The 16575-nt window shown below is 57.8% G+C and carries 17 protein-coding genes; 9 read left to right on the forward strand and 8 right to left on the reverse strand.

The window, feature by feature from the left end; genetic code table 11:
- Window positions 1-49: 49 nt before the first annotated feature.
- A complete protein-coding gene (locus R6W86_RS07110; protein ID WP_410328674.1) occupies window positions 50-1012 on the reverse strand; it encodes a GlxA family transcriptional regulator in 963 nt (320 codons plus the stop codon).
- A gap of 77 nt (window positions 1013-1089) precedes the next feature.
- On the opposite strand from R6W86_RS07110, the gene R6W86_RS07115 reads away from it, so the two are divergent.
- Window positions 1090-2034 (forward strand): alpha/beta hydrolase, encoded by a 945-nt coding sequence (locus R6W86_RS07115; RefSeq protein ID WP_410328675.1) that lies wholly within the window; start codon window positions 1090-1092, stop codon window positions 2032-2034.
- 50 nt (window positions 2035-2084) lie between these two features.
- The gene (locus R6W86_RS07120) at window positions 2085-2972 is read left to right on the forward strand and encodes an amidohydrolase family protein (protein ID WP_410328676.1); all 888 of its coding nucleotides are present in this window, start codon (window positions 2085-2087) and stop codon (window positions 2970-2972) included.
- Window positions 2973-3029: 57 nt separating this feature from the next.
- Here R6W86_RS07120 and R6W86_RS07125 read toward each other — a convergent pair whose 3' ends face one another.
- From R6W86_RS07125 to R6W86_RS07150, 6 genes are all read right to left on the reverse strand, one after another.
- Window positions 3030-3866: a nitrilase-related carbon-nitrogen hydrolase gene (locus tag R6W86_RS07125; RefSeq protein WP_410328677.1), complete on the reverse strand. Its 837-nt coding sequence runs from the start codon at window positions 3864-3866 to the stop codon at window positions 3030-3032.
- An 88-nt stretch (window positions 3867-3954) separates the two neighbouring features.
- The gene (locus R6W86_RS07130; protein ID WP_410328678.1) at window positions 3955-4845 is read right to left on the reverse strand and encodes a glycine betaine ABC transporter substrate-binding protein; all 891 of its coding nucleotides are present in this window, start codon (window positions 4843-4845) and stop codon (window positions 3955-3957) included.
- Window positions 4846-4931: 86 nt separating this feature from the next.
- Window positions 4932-5663 carry an ABC transporter permease gene (locus R6W86_RS07135; protein ID WP_410328679.1) on the reverse strand — a complete coding sequence of 244 codons (732 nt, stop codon included), beginning with the start codon at window positions 5661-5663 and terminating at the stop codon, window positions 4932-4934.
- Window positions 5660-6823 carry an ABC transporter ATP-binding protein gene (locus R6W86_RS07140; RefSeq protein ID WP_410328680.1) on the reverse strand — a complete coding sequence of 388 codons (1164 nt, stop codon included), beginning with the start codon at window positions 6821-6823 and terminating at the stop codon, window positions 5660-5662. The genes R6W86_RS07135 and R6W86_RS07140 overlap by 4 nt, the downstream gene beginning before the upstream one ends.
- Before the next feature lie 33 nt (window positions 6824-6856).
- Window positions 6857-7480: an ABC transporter permease gene (locus R6W86_RS07145; protein ID WP_410328681.1), complete on the reverse strand. Its 624-nt coding sequence runs from the start codon at window positions 7478-7480 to the stop codon at window positions 6857-6859.
- A gap of 155 nt (window positions 7481-7635) precedes the next feature.
- Window positions 7636-8529: a LysR family transcriptional regulator gene (locus tag R6W86_RS07150; protein ID WP_410328682.1), complete on the reverse strand. Its 894-nt coding sequence runs from the start codon at window positions 8527-8529 to the stop codon at window positions 7636-7638.
- 139 nt (window positions 8530-8668) lie between these two features.
- Here R6W86_RS07150 and R6W86_RS07155 point away from each other — a divergent pair, with 139 nt between their 5' ends.
- The 5 genes from R6W86_RS07155 to R6W86_RS07175 all read left to right on the forward strand — a co-directional run bounded on the left by R6W86_RS07155 (window position 8669) and on the right by R6W86_RS07175 (window position 13523).
- Window positions 8669-9880, forward strand: a complete 1212-nt coding sequence (locus R6W86_RS07155) for an acyl-CoA dehydrogenase family protein (RefSeq protein WP_410328683.1) — start codon at window positions 8669-8671, stop codon at window positions 9878-9880.
- Window positions 9881-10130: 250 nt separating this feature from the next.
- Window positions 10131-10952, forward strand: coding sequence for an SDR family oxidoreductase (locus tag R6W86_RS07160; protein ID WP_410328684.1), 822 nt, complete (start codon window positions 10131-10133; stop codon window positions 10950-10952).
- A 30-nt stretch (window positions 10953-10982) separates the two neighbouring features.
- Entirely contained in the window at window positions 10983-12047 is a 1065-nt protein-coding gene (locus R6W86_RS07165) for a phosphotransferase family protein (RefSeq protein WP_410328685.1), read from the forward strand.
- On the forward strand, window positions 12047-12736 hold the full coding sequence (locus R6W86_RS07170; RefSeq protein WP_410328686.1) for a histidine phosphatase family protein: 690 nt from the start codon (window positions 12047-12049) through the stop codon (window positions 12734-12736). The genes R6W86_RS07165 and R6W86_RS07170 overlap by 1 nt, the downstream gene beginning before the upstream one ends.
- A 16-nt stretch (window positions 12737-12752) precedes the next feature.
- On the forward strand, window positions 12753-13523 hold the full coding sequence (locus tag R6W86_RS07175; RefSeq protein WP_410328687.1) for an SDR family oxidoreductase: 771 nt from the start codon (window positions 12753-12755) through the stop codon (window positions 13521-13523).
- A 151-nt stretch (window positions 13524-13674) separates the two neighbouring features.
- Here the strand turns inward: R6W86_RS07175 and R6W86_RS07180 are convergent, their stop codons facing one another.
- Window positions 13675-14550, reverse strand: coding sequence for a DUF6279 family lipoprotein (locus R6W86_RS07180; RefSeq protein WP_410328688.1), 876 nt, complete (start codon window positions 14548-14550; stop codon window positions 13675-13677).
- A gap of 140 nt (window positions 14551-14690) precedes the next feature.
- On the opposite strand from R6W86_RS07180, the gene R6W86_RS07185 reads away from it, so the two are divergent.
- Both R6W86_RS07185 and R6W86_RS07190 read left to right on the forward strand, forming a co-directional pair.
- Entirely contained in the window at window positions 14691-14939 is a 249-nt protein-coding gene (locus tag R6W86_RS07185) for a DUF2798 domain-containing protein (RefSeq protein WP_410328689.1), read from the forward strand.
- Window positions 14940-15090: 151 nt separating this feature from the next.
- Window positions 15091-16557, forward strand: coding sequence for a DUF4397 domain-containing protein (locus tag R6W86_RS07190; RefSeq protein ID WP_410328690.1), 1467 nt, complete (start codon window positions 15091-15093; stop codon window positions 16555-16557).
- Window positions 16558-16575: the final 18 nt, after the last annotated feature.

Consider the following 16575-nt stretch of genomic DNA (forward strand, 5'->3'; position numbering starts at 1 on the left):
CGACTGCAAATAAAGCGACATTGGTTGTAATAAAGCCGACAACTTCGGTTCAGTCCTTTACCCGTTTCTGTCTCTGTTCCCGGGGTGTCAGCCCGAAGCCCTTGGTGTAGCAACGGGTAAAATAGGAAGTGGAGTTAAAGCCACAGGCCGTCGCTATCTGGGTGATGCTCATGGTGGATTGGAGCAGCAGGTGCTTTGCCCGCTCCAGGCGAAGGTCCATGTAGAAGGCGTTGGGCGTCGTTCGAAGCTGGGCCCTGAACAGCCGTTCCATCTGGCGGGTCGAAAGGCCGACCTTCTCTCCGATCTCCGTGAGGTTCAGGATCTCTTCAGTGTGGTTCTGCATCAGCTGGATAACCTTGAGCAGGCGGGGATGATTGGTGTTATGCCGGAACTGCAGTTCCATCCGCTGCTTTTCATTGGCCGGTCGGATCTGGGGATGGATGAACTGCTCCGCGCACCCCATGGCCAGATCCGCCCCGTGCTCCAGGGCGATCTTGTGGCACATCATATCGAGACTGGCCAGACCGCCTGAACAGGTCATGATATTACCGTCTATCTCATACAGCTCCCCGGTCATGTTGAGTTCGGGGAACTCCTCCTCGAAGCTTTCCTTGTTTTCCCAATGGATGGTGCACCGTTGATTCGACAGTAGCCGGGCTCTGGCCAACAGAAGGGAGGCGGTAGAGGTTGCGCCCAGAGCTACGCCCCGACGTGAGAGTTGCCGCAGCCATTCAAACAGCTTCTTGTCCCGGATCAGCGTGGTCCCGATGCCCGCCACCACGATCATCAGATCAATGTCGCTGGTTTCATCAAACGACCGGTCCGGGCTGATCGGCAGCCCGTTACTGGCAGCCACTGGCTGGTTGTCCTGGGAAAAGATATGCCATTCATACAGCGGCTGCTCGCTCAGGCGATTGGCCGCGCGCATGGGTTCCAGTGCCGCGACGAACGAAAGCATGGAGAACTGGGGGATGGCAAGAAAGCCGATTTTCTGGGTTTCCGGTTCTGTCATGGGGCCGCCCGAACGAAATGTCGCTTTTTTTGTGCATGATGGCGTTTTATTAAATTTTTGTCGATGCGGATTTTCTGATGATGGGAGCCGTATTCGTAAACAACAACGCCCATTGGCAGGAACCCGAAATGATCGAACAAAAAGTGAAATTCCAGAGTGACAAGCTCACCCTCGACGGCGCCTTCTTCAAGAATGAGGAGCATGACGATCCTCGTCTGCCGATCGTAATCGTTTGCTCCGGCTTCACCGGACAGAAGAACATCCACCCCGAGCGTTATGCCCGGTTCCTGACTCAAAAGGGCTTTACCGTATTCGGCTTCGACTACCGAGGCTTTGGCGAGTCCGAGGGTGAGCGTGAGCATGTTCTCATCGAGGAGCAGGTTCGTGATATCGCCAATGCGGTGGCTGTGGTTGCCGAGCGCGCCAAGGAAGAAAAGCGTAAAGTTGTGCTGGCAGGCTGGGGCATGGGCGGTGGCCTGGTACTGGACGCTTTCCGCGTCTGTGAGGACCAGGTTGACGGTCTGATCGCCATGAACGGTTTCTATGATGCCGTGCGTGTGCAGAAAGCCCTGCGCGGTGAGCATGGCTGGAAGCAGTTTCGCGCCTTTATGGCTACCGAGCGCCTGCGTCTGGCCAAAGGCGGCGAATCCAAGGGAATCGACCCGTTCGAGATTTATCCGCTGGATCCGGTCAGCCGCGAATACGTGTACACCGAGCTGGTCAAGGCGCCAGGTTATGGTGTGACTTCCACTTTCGATTTCGCAGACTCTCTGATCAGCTTCTGCCCGGAAGCGCATCTGGATGACCGCTTCGCGCAGATTCCGTTGCTGATCGCCCATGGTGCCGAGAATGACCTGCACCCGGTTACCGAAGCTCGCTCTCTGTACGCCTGTTACCCGGGCCCGAAGGAGCTGTTCCTGCTCGAGGGCGGTGGCCACACTGAGTGGATGCTGGATGATAATCCCAAATTCCAGACCTTTGCAGGCAAGATCGCCGATTGGATCACCTCGACTTTCCGATAGTTTCCGTGCGGCGGCTTCTGGCCGCCGTTTTCCCCTTTGAGTGACCGACTATGAGTTCCGAGATTCCCTTCTGTGAGGCGGCCCGCACGGTGTTGCGCCGGCCGGAAGTGGCGGTTCCGGCCAAGAGCTGTGATACCCATGCTCATGTCTTCGGCCGTCATGAGGACTACCCCTTTACCGCCAACCGCACCTATACGCCGCCAGAGGCGTCCCTGGAGCAGTATCTTGAGCTGCACCGGATGCTGGGTATCGAGCGTGGCGTTCTGGTTCAACCCAGTGTCTATGGCACGGATAATCGTCTGCATCTTCATGCCCTGCGGCAATTGCGGGAGAGGGGATATGACTACCGCGGAGTGTGCGTTGTTGCCCCGGATGTCACCGCGGCTGAACTCCAGGAACTTCATGAGGCCGGATTCCGGGGAGTGCGGATGAACCTGTTGTTCCGGGGCGGCCTCCTGTGGGCGGACGTTCTCGGACTGGCGGACCGGATCGCGGCTCTGGGCTGGCACCTCCAGTTCCTGGTCAATGTCTCGGACTGTGATGACATCATGGACCGCGTTGCTGATCTGCCGGTTCCGGTGGTGTTCGATCACATGGGGCATATGCCCGCGACCCTGGGCACGGGCGAATCGGGATTCCGCAAGTTGCTCCAATTGCTTGCAGACAAAAAGGCCTGGGTGAAACTCTCCGGCAGCTATCGTGTCACCCTGCAGGGCGAGTACCCTTATCCGGACGTTGAAAAAATTGCACGGGCATTGGTGGCCGCCAATGCCGATCGATGTGTCTGGGGGTCGGACTGGCCTCATCCTCATTTTCCGGGGCTGATGCCGGATGATACGGATCTGCTGGATGACCTGGCCCTTTGGGTGCCGGATGCAGAAATTCGGGAGCGGATTCTGGTATCGAATTCTTCCCGTTTGTATGGCTTTGATGATTGAGGTGTTGATGAAGATGTTTTTCGGGCGGCCATGGCCGCCCTTTTTTATGCCTTGATCTCAGTAATGATCATCAAGCAGACGTCGGATCAAGCGAGTGTTGGAGTCCCGCACTGTCGGCATCTCGAAGCGGGCGCGGTCGATGGATTCCTGGTTCAGTTCTGCCTGGATAATGCACTCTCGGTCGTCTGCAGCCGCCAGTATCTCGCCTTTCGGACCGAGGATACAGCTCCCGCCCCAGAACCAGAGATCTTTCTCGTGACCATAGCGATTGGCCATCACCACGGGCGTGCCGTAGATCATGGCGTAAAAGCTGACGTTGGTCTTCCAGTTGTCCTCGTTGGAGAAGTTCTCACTGACAACGCCGGAGGCAGAATTGATCGGTGCCAGCATCAGTTCGGGCTGCTTCAGGAAAGCGCAGTGGGTGAGGGCAGGGTTCCACAGGTCCGCACAGATCAGGCAGCTGGATTCCCAGTGCTCCCGGATTGCCACGTTGCCGATCTGGCTGCCGGAATGGAACCACTTGCCTTCTTCCAGACCGCCATAGGTGGGCAGGTTGATCTTGCGATGAACGTGGACCACCTCACCGTCCCGCAGGTACGCCATGGCGTTGTAGAGTTCGCCTGCCCGTGCCCGCTCCACAAAGCCGACCACAAGCGTGATGCCCTGTGCCTGCCCGGCGAGGCTTAGCAGGGCCGGATCGTCCCGGCGCATGGCAACGGTGGGTGCATCGCGTCCGACCTGGTAGCCAGTCAGAGATAGCTCGGGAAACAGCAGCAATTCCGCGCCACTCTGACGGGCCTGCTCAGCATATTTGCAGTGCCGTTCAAGGTTGGTTTCCACATCCAGTAACTGGCTGTTGATCTGTGCGACGGCCACATTGAGGTTGGTGATCATGTCGGCTTCTCGGTGATTGACAGACGGGTTTAAAACGGCAAACGCCCTGTGAACCGCTGGGGTACACAGGGCGTTGTCTGACTCGGGGTCAGATCAGGTCGTTTTGCTCGAGGAAGTTGCGGGCAACCTTCTCGATGTCCTCTTTGTCAACATCAATCTGGGCGTTCAGGCGAGACATCACTTCGTTATCCAGCAAGCCGGAAAGCTTGTTGAGCTGATCGTCCAGTTCCGGGTTCTGGTCCAGGATTTCCTGACGTACCACCGGAGTGATCGCATAGTCCGGGAAGAAGTTCTGATCGTCTTCCAGCAGCACGAAATCAAACGCCGGGATACGTCCGTCAGTGGCGAAGACCAGAGCCAGGTCCACTTCACCTTCTTTCAGCGCGGTATAGGTCAGGCCGGAGTCCATACGCTTGATCTGGTCGCGTGGCAGCTTGAAGTCATAGGCCTTGGAAAACGGACGGAAGCCGTCTTCACGGGCATACCACTCAGCATTGCTGGCCAGCACAAGTTCCTTGCCATCGTTGATGGCGGCTGCCATGTCACTCAGGGTTTTGATGCCCATTGCGTTGGCTTCTTCGGCCTGCATTGCCAGGGCGTAAGTGTTGTTGGCATTAGACGGATTCAGCCAGACTAGTCCTTTCTCCATATCCAGCTCGCGCACTTTTTCATAACCTTCCTGGCGACCGAGCTTTTCCTTGACGTCGTTGTAAACAATCAGGCCGGTGCCGGTGTACTCCCAGTACACATCCACCTGGCCATTTTCCTGGGCGGAGCGCAGAACAGCACTGCCCATGCCGGCCCGGGTATCTACGTCGTAGCCCTTGGCGCGAAGGTACTGGGCTGTCATGGAAGTCAGCAGCTGCTGTTCGGTGAAGTTCTTGCCACCCACGACAATGGTTTCGGCGGCGGCAACACCACCGAAGGTCATGGTTATGGCGAGGGTCGCGACGGATACCAGTTTTTTGACGATTTTCATGTTTCAGTGCTCCAGGTGACTTCTTGTTTTGTGGCCATTCTGTTCGGAGTGGCCGGTTTTCACAGCCCGGGTCGCCCTGTGCGACCTCAGGCACGGGATGGATTGACGCCCCGGGGAACCATCAGGAACGCGCAGGCGGCTACCAGGATGTCCACGGTGATGGCCAGAAGGGCGGTCATGAGGGCCCCGGCCAGCATCATTTCGGTGTCGAACAGGTCGATGCCGGTGAAGATCAGTTCGCCCAGGCCGCCACCGCCGATCAGGAAAGCCAGTGGTACGGTGCCGACGTTAATGGCCAGCGCAGTGCGGATGCCCGCGAAAATAACGTAGGCGGCGTTCGGGATTTCGACGCGCAGCAACATCTGTCCCGGAGACATTCCGATGCCCGAGGCCGACTCCTTGAAGTGCGCAGGAACCCCCAGTAACCCAGCGTAAGTGTTGCGCACGATCGGCAGCAGGGAGGCAATAAACAGGCCGAATACCGAAGGAATGAAACCGATGCCCAGGAGGCTCATGGACAGCGCCAGGATCGCCAGGGTCGGGATCGTGGTGCCTACGTTCAGCCCCTGCATGGCCCATTCGGAAACTTTGATGAAGCGGGGCCTGCTCAGGATGACACCAAGGGGGACGCCCACCGCGATCGCGAGAGTGCCCGAGATGGCTGTCAGCTGGATGTGCTGTTTGGTCAGGTAGACAATGTCTTCCCAGTAGAACAGCATGCCATCAATCAGGCCCGAGCGCTGGAGGTAGACCCCCAGCAGGAGGACGACAACCAGTGCCGGCAACTGGAAGAAACGGGACTGTTTGAGCTTTTTCATGTGGCCACCCTGATGCGCCGCACATTCTGGTCATCGCTGCGGGATGACTTGTAGGTCGCGCCCAGATAATGGGTAATGCCGCGCTGGGTCACCACGCCCATCAGCTTGCCCTCTTCGGAAACGCAGGGCAGCCAGGTGGCGTCGTGGGTAAACATCTTCGAGGCGACGGTACGGAGGTCATCCTCGAGACGGACCACGGTACGCAGGTTGTAGCTGTGCTGGCCGCACTTGCCTTTGGTAGTGGTGGCCACGCTGCGGGAGACATAGCCGACGGGCCGGTCATTACCGTCAACGACGATGATGGCTCTTTCGTAGCCGGCATCGTCCATACGTTGTAGAGCGGTGGACAGCGATTCCTCGGCGGTAACAACGCTGGATTCGGTTTCCAGCACCTCGGAAACCGTGACCAGTTGGAGCCGTTTCAGCGCCCGATCCCGCCCGACAAAGCCCTTGACGAAATCATTGGCCGGATGGGAAAGCAGATCATCCGGAGTGTCGTACTGGATCAGCTTACCGTCCTTGAAAATGGCAATGCGGTCCGCCATCTTCACCGCCTCGTCGATGTCGTGACTGACGAACATGATGGTTTTCTTCAGCTCCCGGTGCAGTTTCAGGAACTCGTCCTGGATTACTTCCCGGTTGATAGGATCGATCGCACCGAAGGGCTCATCCATCAGCATGACGGGGGGATCCGCAGCCAGTGCCCGGATGACTCCGACCCGTTGCTGCTGGCCGCCGGACAGCTCGTTCGGATACCGCTTGAGGAAAATGGCGGGGTCCAGGGCGACCATTTCCAGCAGTTCCGACGCACGCTTGAGGTAGCGGCCTTTTTCCCAGCCGATCAGCTTCGGTACGATCGAAATGTTTTCCTCGATGGTCATGTTCGGGAACAGACCAATCTGCTGGATCACGTAGCCGATGTTACGGCGCAGGGAGACAGTGTCCTGATCGGTGGTGTCCTGGCCATTGATCAGTACGCGGCCGGAGGTCGGGTTGATGATCCGGTTCACCATTTTCAGAGTGGTCGTCTTGCCACAACCGGAAGGTCCCAGCAGAACGCAGATTTCACCCTGCGGCACCTCCATGTTGATATGGTCGGCGGCTGTCACTACACCGCGGTCGGTATCAAAAATCTTGGTCAGGTTGTCGAGTGTAATCATGTTCCGTGTCCCGGTTGTTGTTATCTCGAGGAATCAGAGGCCCCTTGGGGTCAGTTTGCGTTGCAACGACAGCAGGGAGCGGTCGGCGACGATGGCCAGCAGGCTGACCGCAATCGCTCCCACCACCAGTTGTCGGGGATCACTCTGGGAAATCCCGCGACTGATCAGCACGCCCAGCCCACCGGCGCCGATATAGGCGGCAATCGCCATGACACCGATGTTCATGACTACAGCCGTGCGCACCCCCGCCATGATGACTGGCACGGACAGTGGAATTTCAACTTTCCGGAGGCGCTGGGCGCTGGTCATGCCGATGCCCCTGGCGGCTTCGCGCAGACCGGGGCTGACGTTGTTAATGGCGGTGTAGGTATTTCGGATAATCGGTAGCTGGGAGTACAGCAGCACTGCAATAACCGCGGGCAGGTAGCCGATGCCATGACCAATCGTCGAAAGGATCGGGATCATGATTCCGAACAACGCGATGGATGGGATGGTGATCAGGACTGAGGCCACATACAGCACTACTGTGGCAATACGCTCGTTCTGAGTGATCGCAATGCCAATGGGGACACCTGTCAGTGTTGCCAGGCCCACGGCAACCACTACCAACCCAATGTGCTCCAGTGTGAGCTTTCCGAGCAGATTCAGGTTGGTCATTATGAAATCAAGGATTTCCACAGCGGAGCCCTCTTTTTGTGAGTTGTAATCGGCAGAAGTCCACGTTCAGAACACGTTAAACCAGGCAGGGGGCTTGGACTTTAACGAAAGCGTCGTCAAAGCGAACAATAACGACAGTGCGCGGGCTGGCCGGATCACTCGATCTGGCGCAGCTGCTCCCGGAACCACACCAGCGCCGGTTCCTTCTCGTAGGCCTTGTGCCAATACAGGTGTACATCAAGAGAGGGTAGATCAGTGGGCGGATCCATGAGTGTCAGAGCAGAGTTTTCCGCAATAATCCGGGCATAGGTCTCCGGCATGGTGAGCAACAGATCGGTACCTTCGACCACCCGGCAGGCCGCGAAATAGTGTTGGCAGCGCAGGCGGATGTTTCGACGTACCCCCAGCCGTGAAAGTTCAAAATCCTCAATGCCCGGTCCCTCGGTACGGGATGAGACCAGCACATGCTGTGCTGAGAGATAGCCCTCCATGTCCAGACTGGTGCCGGCCAGAGGGTGGTCCTTGCGGGCGAGAACCACCAGCCGGTCCCTGCGCAACAGTTCATGGCCGGTCTGGCTGCTCACCGGCAAGAGCACATCCACGGCAAAATCCAGTTTGCCCGCTGCCAATTGCGTTTCCATCTCGCGCCGGGCAATGCGTCGGGACACGATTTCCAGCTCCGGGTAGGCGTCCAGCCGCTTCATCAGTTGCGGGAGAAACGTGGATTCGAGCACGTCCCTCAATCCGAGCGAATAGGTCTTGCGCTGGTTGGCCGGATCAAACGCGTGGAACTGGTTCACCGCACTCTGAATCTGCGTCAGTCCCGGACGCATGGATTCCAGGAAGCGCCGGGCCAGGGGCGTGGGTATCATCTGGTTGCCCTGGCGGGTGAAAAGTGGATCGTCGAAGTGATCCCGCAACCTGGACAGGGAGTGACTTACGGCAGGCTGGGTAAGGTGAAGAGCCTTGGCGGCGCGGGTCAGACTGCCTTCCCGGTAGATGGTATCGAATACGTGCAGCAGGTTCAGGTCCAGACGAATGAGGGCCATGTTATTGGTCCGTATTTAGAATAAGTACGGGTAATGGTAAACGATAAGAATAATTCAGTCGCCTAATACCTTGGTCCTGCCTAGACTGGTCCTGACAGCGCAAAGTGCGCCAGCTTTTCAGAGTCAGCGAGGATAGGCAATGGACTTCAACATCTCCGAAAAAGGCCGGGATTATCTGAACCGCGTGAAGCAATTCATGAAGGACGAGATTTACCCGATCGAAGAGCAGTACCACAGGGAACTGATGTCCCTGGAAAACCGCTGGGTGGTTCTACCGATTATCAAGGAGTTGAAGGAGAAGGCCAGGGCCCGGGGTCTGTGGAACATGTTCTTCCCGGATGAGAAATACGGCTGTGGCCTGCTCAACTCCGACTATGCCCTGATTGCAGAGGAAACCGGGCGGAGCTTCATTGCCCCGGAGATCTTCAACTGCAACGCCCCGGATACCGGCAACATGGAAGTGTTGATTCACTATGGCTCCGACGAGCAGAAAGCCGAGTGGTTGCCCAGGCTGTTGAGTGGTGAGATTCGTTCTGCATTCTGCATGACCGAGCCGGCTGTGGCCTCATCCGACGCCACCAACATGGAAGCCACCGCCATTGTCGAGGGTGATGAAGTGGTACTCAACGGCCGCAAGTGGTGGAGTACCGGTATTGGTCACCCGGACTGCAAAGTGGGTATCTTCATGGGTCTGACAGATCCCGATGCCCATAAGCATCGCCAGCATTCCATGGTGCTGGTGCCGCTGGAAACTTCGGGGGTGAAGATCGAGCGTATGTTGCCGGTGTTTGGCGCCTACGATGAGCCCTACGGCCACGGTGAGGTGCTGTTCGATAATGTCCGCCTGCCCAAGAGCGCGATCATCGCCGGCCCGGGTCGCGGCTTCGAAATTGCCCAGGGCCGCCTGGGGCCGGGACGCGTACACCATTGCATGCGGGCCATCGGTGCGGCGGAGCGTACGCTGGAATTATTGATCAAGCGGGCTACCACACGGGAAGCTTTCGGCCGGCCCATCGCCAAGCTGGGCGGCAACCCGGACATTATTGCCAATGCTCGTATGTCTATCGAGCAGGCGCGTCTGTTGACCCTCAAGTGTGCCTGGGCGCTGGATACCAAGGGCATCATGGGGGCGCTGCAGGAGGTTTCCATGATCAAGGCGGTGGTTCCGCAGATGTTGCAGACCATTGTCGATCAGGCCATTCAGATTCATGGTGGTGCCGGTGTCAGCGATGATGACTTCCCGTTGACCCAGTTGTTTGCCTATGCTCGGGTATTGCGGTTGGCGGATGGGCCTGACGAGGTCCATCGGGCTATGGTGGCTCGGCTTGAGCTTCGGAAGTACAAGTCCTGAGCCGTGGGCCTCTAATTCAGGTGCCGGGGAGCAGGTGGGATAAGCTTTCTGAAACCCGCTCCTTCGGCACGTCCATGTGACGCTTGAGCTCCGCCATCCATGGCTCCGCACAGTTTCAGAAAGCTTATCCCACCTGCTCCCTCGAACTATTGGAGCTGGATTTTCGGACAGCTTACTGAAAAGTCTGGCAGCGGCTCTTGCTCCGTAACAAAAAGAACTCGAACTCCAAATTCAGTAGAGAGAAGCAACGATGACACAGAGAGTATTCATTACAGGCGGTGCCTCCGGTCTAGGTCGGGCAATCGCGCTTCGTTACGCCAAAGAAGGCGCCAGGGTCTGCATCGGGGACATCAACCCGGAGCAGGGTGTGGCCGTCGAGCAGGAAATCAATAAGGACGGTGGCGAAGGCTACTTTGTCGAATGCGATGTGCGCCGGCTGACGGACTTCGAGAAGGTCCGGGATGACCTGGTCAAGAAATGGGGTGGTGTGGACGTTGTCGTGAACAACGCCGGTGTTGCCTCTGCCGGGTCTATTGAGAACACCACTATGTCCGACTGGGAGTGGATCCTGGATATCAACGTGCTGGGCGTGGTGCGTGGTTGTAAGGCCTTTACGCCGCTGTTCAAAGAGCAGGGCTCCGGGGCCTTTGTGAACGTGGCTTCCATGGCCGGGCTGATGCTTGCGCCGTTGATGGACAGCTACAATGTCTCCAAGGCCGGGGTGATCGCCTTGTCCGAGACCCTGAGTCAGGAGCTGAGGGACGCTGGCATCCACGTCAGCTGCGTGTGCCCGGCGTTCTTCCAGACCAATCTGGCCAATACCATGCGCTCGGACATTCCCGGCATCCAGCAGAACGTAAACAAGCTGATGAAGCGCTCCGGCATTACGGCCGAGGACGTTGCCGAGGATATTTTCCGGAGCGTGAAGGACAAGAGCTTCTGGGTGCTACCGCATGCCAAAGAGCGCCGGATGTGGGTGTTGAAGCGCCACGCGCCCTGGGCCTTTGACTGGCTGATGCACCAGGAGAGCAAGCGCTGGATGAACAAGATGGGCGGCAAGGCCAACGCCTGAGTGGCCGGAACAGACCACAGGAGAACCTGAATGACACAGATCGACGAGGCGGTGGATATCCGCGAAGGCGAAGAGCTGGACGTAGCCGCTGTTGACCGATTCCTGAAGCAGGCGATTCCGGGGCTGGAGGGGCAGCCCTCGATCAAGCAATACCCCGGTGGCGCCTCCAACCTGACCTATCAGGTGGATTACGGCGACCAGTCCTACGTGCTGCGTCGGCCGCCGTTCGGCAAGATCGCCAAGTCGGCCCACGACATGCTCCGGGAAGCGCGGGTCATGCAGGCGCTGAAGCCGGTATACCCTTACGTGCCGAATATCGTAACCATCTGCGACGATCATGACGTTCTCGGTTGTGATTTCTACGTTATGGAGCGCCTGAAGGGCATCATCCTGCGGCAGGACTTCCCGAAGGATTTCGAGCTGAGCGAGTCCGATACCCGCAAGCTTTGCCTCAATGTGATCGACAAACTGGTGGATCTGCACCTGGTGGACGCCAATGCCGCAGGTCTGGACAAGCTGGGCAAGGGCGCCGGTTACGTGCAGCGCCAGATCGGTGGTTGGAGCGACCGGTTCCGCAAGGCCCGGACTGACGATGTGGGTGATTTCGAGGCGGTGATGAGCTGGCTCAATGACAAGATGCCGGAAGACATTGCCCAGGTTGTGATTCATAACGATTTCCGCTTCGACAACGTGGTGCTGAACCCGGACAACCCCTTTGAAGTGATCGGTGTGCTGGATTGGGAAATGGCTACCATCGGCGATCCGCTTATGGATCTGGGTAACAGCCTGGCCTACTGGATCGAGGCGGACGACGAGGGTCCGTTCCAGATGCTTCGGCGTCAGCCCACCCACCGGCCGGGAATGCTGACTCGCAAGGAAGTGGTGGAGTACTACATGGAAAAGTCGGGTTTCCATGCCGATAATTTCGATTTTTACGAAATTTACGGTCTGTTTCGGCTGGCGGTGATCATCCAGCAGATTTATTACCGCTTCCACCACGGCCAGACCAGGGACAAACGTTTCGCCGCCTTCGGCCACGCCGCCAATTATTTGGAGAAGCGCTGCCAGCGGCTGATCAGCGAGAGCACTCTGTAATGGCGACTATCTATCTGATCCGGCATGGCCAGGCCAGTTTTGGCAAGGACAACTACGACCAGTTGTCTCCCAGGGGGTGGGAGCAGGGGCAGGTGCTTGGCCGCTGGCTGTCGGATAAAGTCACGCCCAACGCGGTGTTCGGCGGCAATATGGAGCGTCACCGGGAAACAGTTGAGGCCATTGCCTCCGGATTCGGTCAGTCGTTGCCGGATATGCAGGCGGTTGAAGGACTGAACGAATTCGATCACATGCAGGTGGTTGAGCGGCTGAAGCCGAAATGGGCGGACCGGCAGGTCATGGCTCGGGATATGGCCGCCTTTCCCAAACCCGCGCGGCTGTTCCAGCAGGTGTTCGAGGAGGCAATGGCGCGGTGGATCAGCGGTGAGTTTGACGATGAATACGCCGAGACCTGGGGCGCGTTTCAGGCACGGGTGATTGCCGCGCTGGATGAGTTGATCGGCTACGCCGATGGTGGTGATGTGCTGGTTTCCACCTCTGGTGGCCCGATCGCTGTGATTGCCCAGCACCTACTGGGGCTTTCCGATGAGAAAGCACTGGCGGTGAACAACGTGATCGCCAATACCAGTGTCTCTCGAATCCTCTATTCCGGCCCGCGCCGCAGCCTGGCCGTTTTCAACAACTACAGCCACCTGGAGGCGGAAGACCCCGCCCTGGTGACATTCCGATAACGCATTAGGGGAATCCATGAGTACCAAGAACCTGTTTGATCTGTCCGGCAAGGTGGCCCTGGTCACCGGCGCCAGCCGCGGTATTGGCGAGAGCGTTGCCCGGACCCTGGCCCACTACGGAGCCCACGTCATTGTGAGCAGCCGCAAGATCGACGGCTGTGAGAAGGTTGCCAGCAGTATTCGGGACGAGGGCGGAAGTGCCGAAGCAGTTGCCTGCCATATCGGGGAAATGGATCAGATCGAGGCTATCTGGGAGCATATCGAAAAGGCCCACGGTAAGCTCGACATCCTGGTCAACAATGCCGCCGCCAACCCGTATTTCGGTCCAGTGGAAGACACCGACCTCGGCGCGTTCCAGAAGACCGTGGATGTGAACATTCGCGGCTACTTCTTCATGTGCGCCCGCGGTACCCAGATGATGAAGAAACACGGTGGTGGTGCGATCGTCAACGTGGCGTCCGTCAACGGCGTGAACCCCGGCCATTTCCAGGGTATCTATTCGGTTACCAAGGCGGCGGTTATTTCCATGACCAAGTCTTTCGCCATGGAGTTGGGCCAGCAGAACATTCGCGTCAACGCTCTGCTGCCGGGCCTGACCGACACCAAGTTCGCCAGCGCCCTGACCACCAACGAGGCCATCAAGAAACAGGCCATGGCGCATATCCCGATGAAACGCGTGGCGGATCCGGACGAGATGGCGGGGACGGTGCTTTATCTGGTGTCCGGGGCGTCCAGCTACACGACCGGTGCGTGCATTAACGCGGATGGTGGATATCTCACCATTTGATGCGGGAAGTCGGGGTCTGATGAAAGCCTTCATCTGACCCCTGGTTCAGGTTTCACCCCAAACTTGGGCCATGAAAATGGGGTCAGATGAACAAGTTCATCAGACCCCGGGGGTATGCCCCCACCTTCACGCTGACCCCTCCTTCACCCCCTCAGGCCGGTGCACAGGTCAGCGCCCTGAAATCCCCCCGAAGCTCCGCCGCTCGCTCTTCGAGATGTGCCAGATGCGAGGGCGCGCCAGCCTCAATTAGCCCATACATCAGATCGGCCATCGCCACCTGGCTCTCGGCCATCATCTCCTTGTAGGCGTCTCCCCGTACCTCTTCCGAGTTCACCAGCAGGTGGCGGATGCGTTCCCCGAAATCCGGCGAATCCCGGTCCTCCAATACTTCCAGCACTGCCAGTTGCCAATTCCGGCGGCCTTCTAGCCAGATTTCGGTCTGCCGTCCCCGGTTTTCCGACCACTCGCGGGCAATTCGTTGTTGCCGGTTGTTCAGGGGCCCGAGCCAGTTTTCGATACGTTCCATCGTCCGCTCCGCCCGGGCATCGGCTCGTGCCTCGGGCGAATCCAGAAGGTACTTCTCCTCCATCTCCCCATGATTCCGGGCCATGTTTCGGGCAAGTTCGTCGACCTGCTCATCGCTGAGAGAGCCGAGCAGGTTCGTGGCGGTCGGTGCAGCCTGCTCAAGTAACCCGGGCAGAAAGTCGAACAGGCGCTGCTGGTGGTAGCTGACCTTCTCACGGTCCAGATCGCCCGACCGGGTGTCCCGGACCAGTTCATCCAGCCATTGGCGATAGCGGGGCAGTTCTGCAGTGCAATGCCACTGTCGGAGGTTGTCGAGGTCCTGCGCCAGTTGCTGTTCCTGCTCGCCGGTCAGGGATATGTAGTCATCGACCCACCAGGTGACGCCCCAATCCGCGTACCGGTAAGCCGTGCGTGTTGAGCTACAGGCCGAGAGTAACGCTATTGTCAGGAGTAACACGGTTGCCTGAATCATGGCGCCCGGTCGGCAGGCGAAAGAACTCATTGCGGTGCCTCAGCGTAAAGCCCAATGGAAAAACATTGCATGCTCATTATCATGCAGTGTCTGTCACAGTTATTACGAATCAGGGCCTGGAACGGATGGAGCTGGCAGCAGCTCGCAACGCCCCGGCTTATGGAGATTCAATGTCCAAGCAAAAGTCCGCACGTGTTTGTCAGTTTGTCTTTGCGTTTTACATGTCCGGCATCATGTCCCTGATGATGTCAGGGATCATCACGTTTATTAACACCGGGCTCATCGAGGGCTTCCTGACGCGCTGGGGCTCTGCCTTCCTCGTGGCCTGGGGCTCGGCATTCCCGCTTGTTATTTTCGTCGCTCCGCTTGCCGGGCGGCTGACGGCACGAACACTTCGTGTGCTGGCGGATGAGAGCTAGCTTCCCGTGCCGTAAGTCCCGTTGTCAAAAATTGTAAATCTGTTTGTTGCACCCATCCGTAGATTGTTTTTCGTACAGTTCATGGAATGAATCTGTGCAGGTTCGAACCATCAAACCCTGTTTGCAACCTCGCAATTGAGGATGAGTGACAATGAATACAAAATTTGCTTTGCCTTTGGTGGCGGCCAGCAGTGTGTTTTTGGCCGGGTGTTTCGATGGTGACAGCGATCCGGCGAAAACCAGTGTCCGGGTCATTCATGCTTCTTCCGACGCGCCGGCAGTTAATGTGCGCGTGAACAATGAAACGGTGGTCTCGGGTGCGGACTACAAGCAGGCCGCTGTACTGACTCCGAATGCCGGTATGGCCTCGATCGCGGTTGATGGCATTTTGCCGGGCGGCGATACCGTGACCGTGATTGATGCTGATGCTTCCCTGCGCTTTGATACCAGGTACGATGTGATTGCTGTGGGTAAGGTGGGGGATGGGACGATAGAGCCTTTGATCCTGACCGACGATGGCAGTCGTGACAACTCAGACAGCGTACGTTTGCGCGTTGCACACCTTTCTCGTGACGCCCAGAACGCAGTGGGCGGTCCTGTTGAAGTGTACCTGACTGCCGCTGGCGATCCGCTTCCCGAGGAGGCATCGTTCAGTTTTTCGTTTAAGGAGAGTGTTGGACCAATTGAAGTACCCGCCGGTGATTATCAGGTGCGAGTCGCCATTCCCGGAAACTCTCCCACGGTTGTGTATGACAGTGGCACCTTACCTTTGGCTGCTGGAAGTGACTTGCTTGTGGGAGCTGTCGATAACACCAGTCCGAATACAACACCGTCTGGTGAGGATCCCGCGCTGACCGGTGATAATAGCCCGATCAGCCTCATTGCGGTGACCGGTTCCGGAGAGGTTCTCGAGTTCTTCGACCAGGCCCAGAAGGCGGGTGTGCGGGCGGTCCATAACTCTGCCGATGCGCCGGTCGTTCAGGTGCTGGTTGACGACGTGGTAGCAGAGGACAATCTGGCCTACGGTGAGGTTTCTCCAAGTGCGGCAACTAACGGTTACGCCGTTATCGATGTCGGCACACGCAACATCAAGGTGGCTCCGGCAGAGAGCACGAATCCTGTCAACGCCGCAGTGATTGATGCTGATGTTGATTTTGCACAGGCTTCTGCAACTACGATTATTGCGGTTAATACCTTGGCTGAGATCGAGCCGCTGGTGCTGAATGACAATGTCAGGAGTATTGCTACCCAGGCCTCTCTGAGAGTGGTCCACGGCGCAGTGGAGGCCGGGACAGTTGATGTCTACCTCTTGCCGACTGCTGAGGGTGGGGCGACCGCCACGGTACTGAATACTGAGGTGAATAGTCCGACCCTGGATGACTTCGAGTTCAAGACCAACACGGGTTATCTGCCTGTTCCTGCGGGAGACTACGTGGTATTCATTACTGATCAGAGCGGCAACCAGTTGCTGAAAACAGGTAGCGTTCCTCTTGCTGCTGCTGGCGTTTACACCGCCATTGCGCGTGCAGCGGTGGTTGGCGAATTGACCCCTGAAGGCGAGCAGAACATTGCATTTGTCACTTTGATGGATGACTTCGTTTCAGGTGAACCGCAGTAAGTGGCCTTAGACAAGAGC

The organism is Marinobacter sp., from assembly GCF_046484525.1.
In the GTDB taxonomy this organism is placed as follows: domain Bacteria; phylum Pseudomonadota; class Gammaproteobacteria; order Pseudomonadales; family Oleiphilaceae; genus Marinobacter.

Excerpts from the sequence above, each read along its gene's own strand:
- R6W86_RS07190 (WP_410328690.1), top strand. The coding sequence starts at position 15,091 with ATGAATACAAAATTTGCTTTGCCTTTGGTGGCGGCCAGCAGTGTGTTT.
- R6W86_RS07110 (WP_410328674.1), bottom strand. The coding sequence starts at position 1,012 with ATGACAGAACCGGAAACCCAGAAAATCGGCTTTCTTGCCATCCCCCAG.
- R6W86_RS07120 (WP_410328676.1), top strand. The coding sequence starts at position 2,085 with ATGAGTTCCGAGATTCCCTTCTGTGAGGCGGCCCGCACGGTGTTGCGC.
- R6W86_RS07140 (WP_410328680.1), bottom strand. The coding sequence starts at position 6,823 with ATGATTACACTCGACAACCTGACCAAGATTTTTGATACCGACCGCGGT.
- R6W86_RS07170 (WP_410328686.1), top strand. The coding sequence starts at position 12,047 with ATGGCGACTATCTATCTGATCCGGCATGGCCAGGCCAGTTTTGGCAAG.
- R6W86_RS07155 (WP_410328683.1), top strand. The coding sequence starts at position 8,669 with ATGGACTTCAACATCTCCGAAAAAGGCCGGGATTATCTGAACCGCGTG.
- R6W86_RS07135 (WP_410328679.1), bottom strand. The coding sequence starts at position 5,663 with ATGAAAAAGCTCAAACAGTCCCGTTTCTTCCAGTTGCCGGCACTGGTT.
- R6W86_RS07145 (WP_410328681.1), bottom strand. The coding sequence starts at position 7,480 with ATGACCAACCTGAATCTGCTCGGAAAGCTCACACTGGAGCACATTGGG.
- R6W86_RS07180 (WP_410328688.1), bottom strand. The coding sequence starts at position 14,550 with ATGAGTTCTTTCGCCTGCCGACCGGGCGCCATGATTCAGGCAACCGTG.
- R6W86_RS07150 (WP_410328682.1), bottom strand. The coding sequence starts at position 8,529 with ATGGCCCTCATTCGTCTGGACCTGAACCTGCTGCACGTATTCGATACC.
- R6W86_RS07185 (WP_410328689.1), top strand. The coding sequence starts at position 14,691 with ATGTCCAAGCAAAAGTCCGCACGTGTTTGTCAGTTTGTCTTTGCGTTT.
- R6W86_RS07125 (WP_410328677.1), bottom strand. The coding sequence starts at position 3,866 with ATGATCACCAACCTCAATGTGGCCGTCGCACAGATCAACAGCCAGTTA.
- R6W86_RS07175 (WP_410328687.1), top strand. The coding sequence starts at position 12,753 with ATGAGTACCAAGAACCTGTTTGATCTGTCCGGCAAGGTGGCCCTGGTC.
- R6W86_RS07160 (WP_410328684.1), top strand. The coding sequence starts at position 10,131 with ATGACACAGAGAGTATTCATTACAGGCGGTGCCTCCGGTCTAGGTCGG.
- R6W86_RS07130 (WP_410328678.1), bottom strand. The coding sequence starts at position 4,845 with ATGAAAATCGTCAAAAAACTGGTATCCGTCGCGACCCTCGCCATAACC.
- R6W86_RS07115 (WP_410328675.1), top strand. The coding sequence starts at position 1,090 with ATGATGGGAGCCGTATTCGTAAACAACAACGCCCATTGGCAGGAACCC.
- R6W86_RS07165 (WP_410328685.1), top strand. The coding sequence starts at position 10,983 with ATGACACAGATCGACGAGGCGGTGGATATCCGCGAAGGCGAAGAGCTG.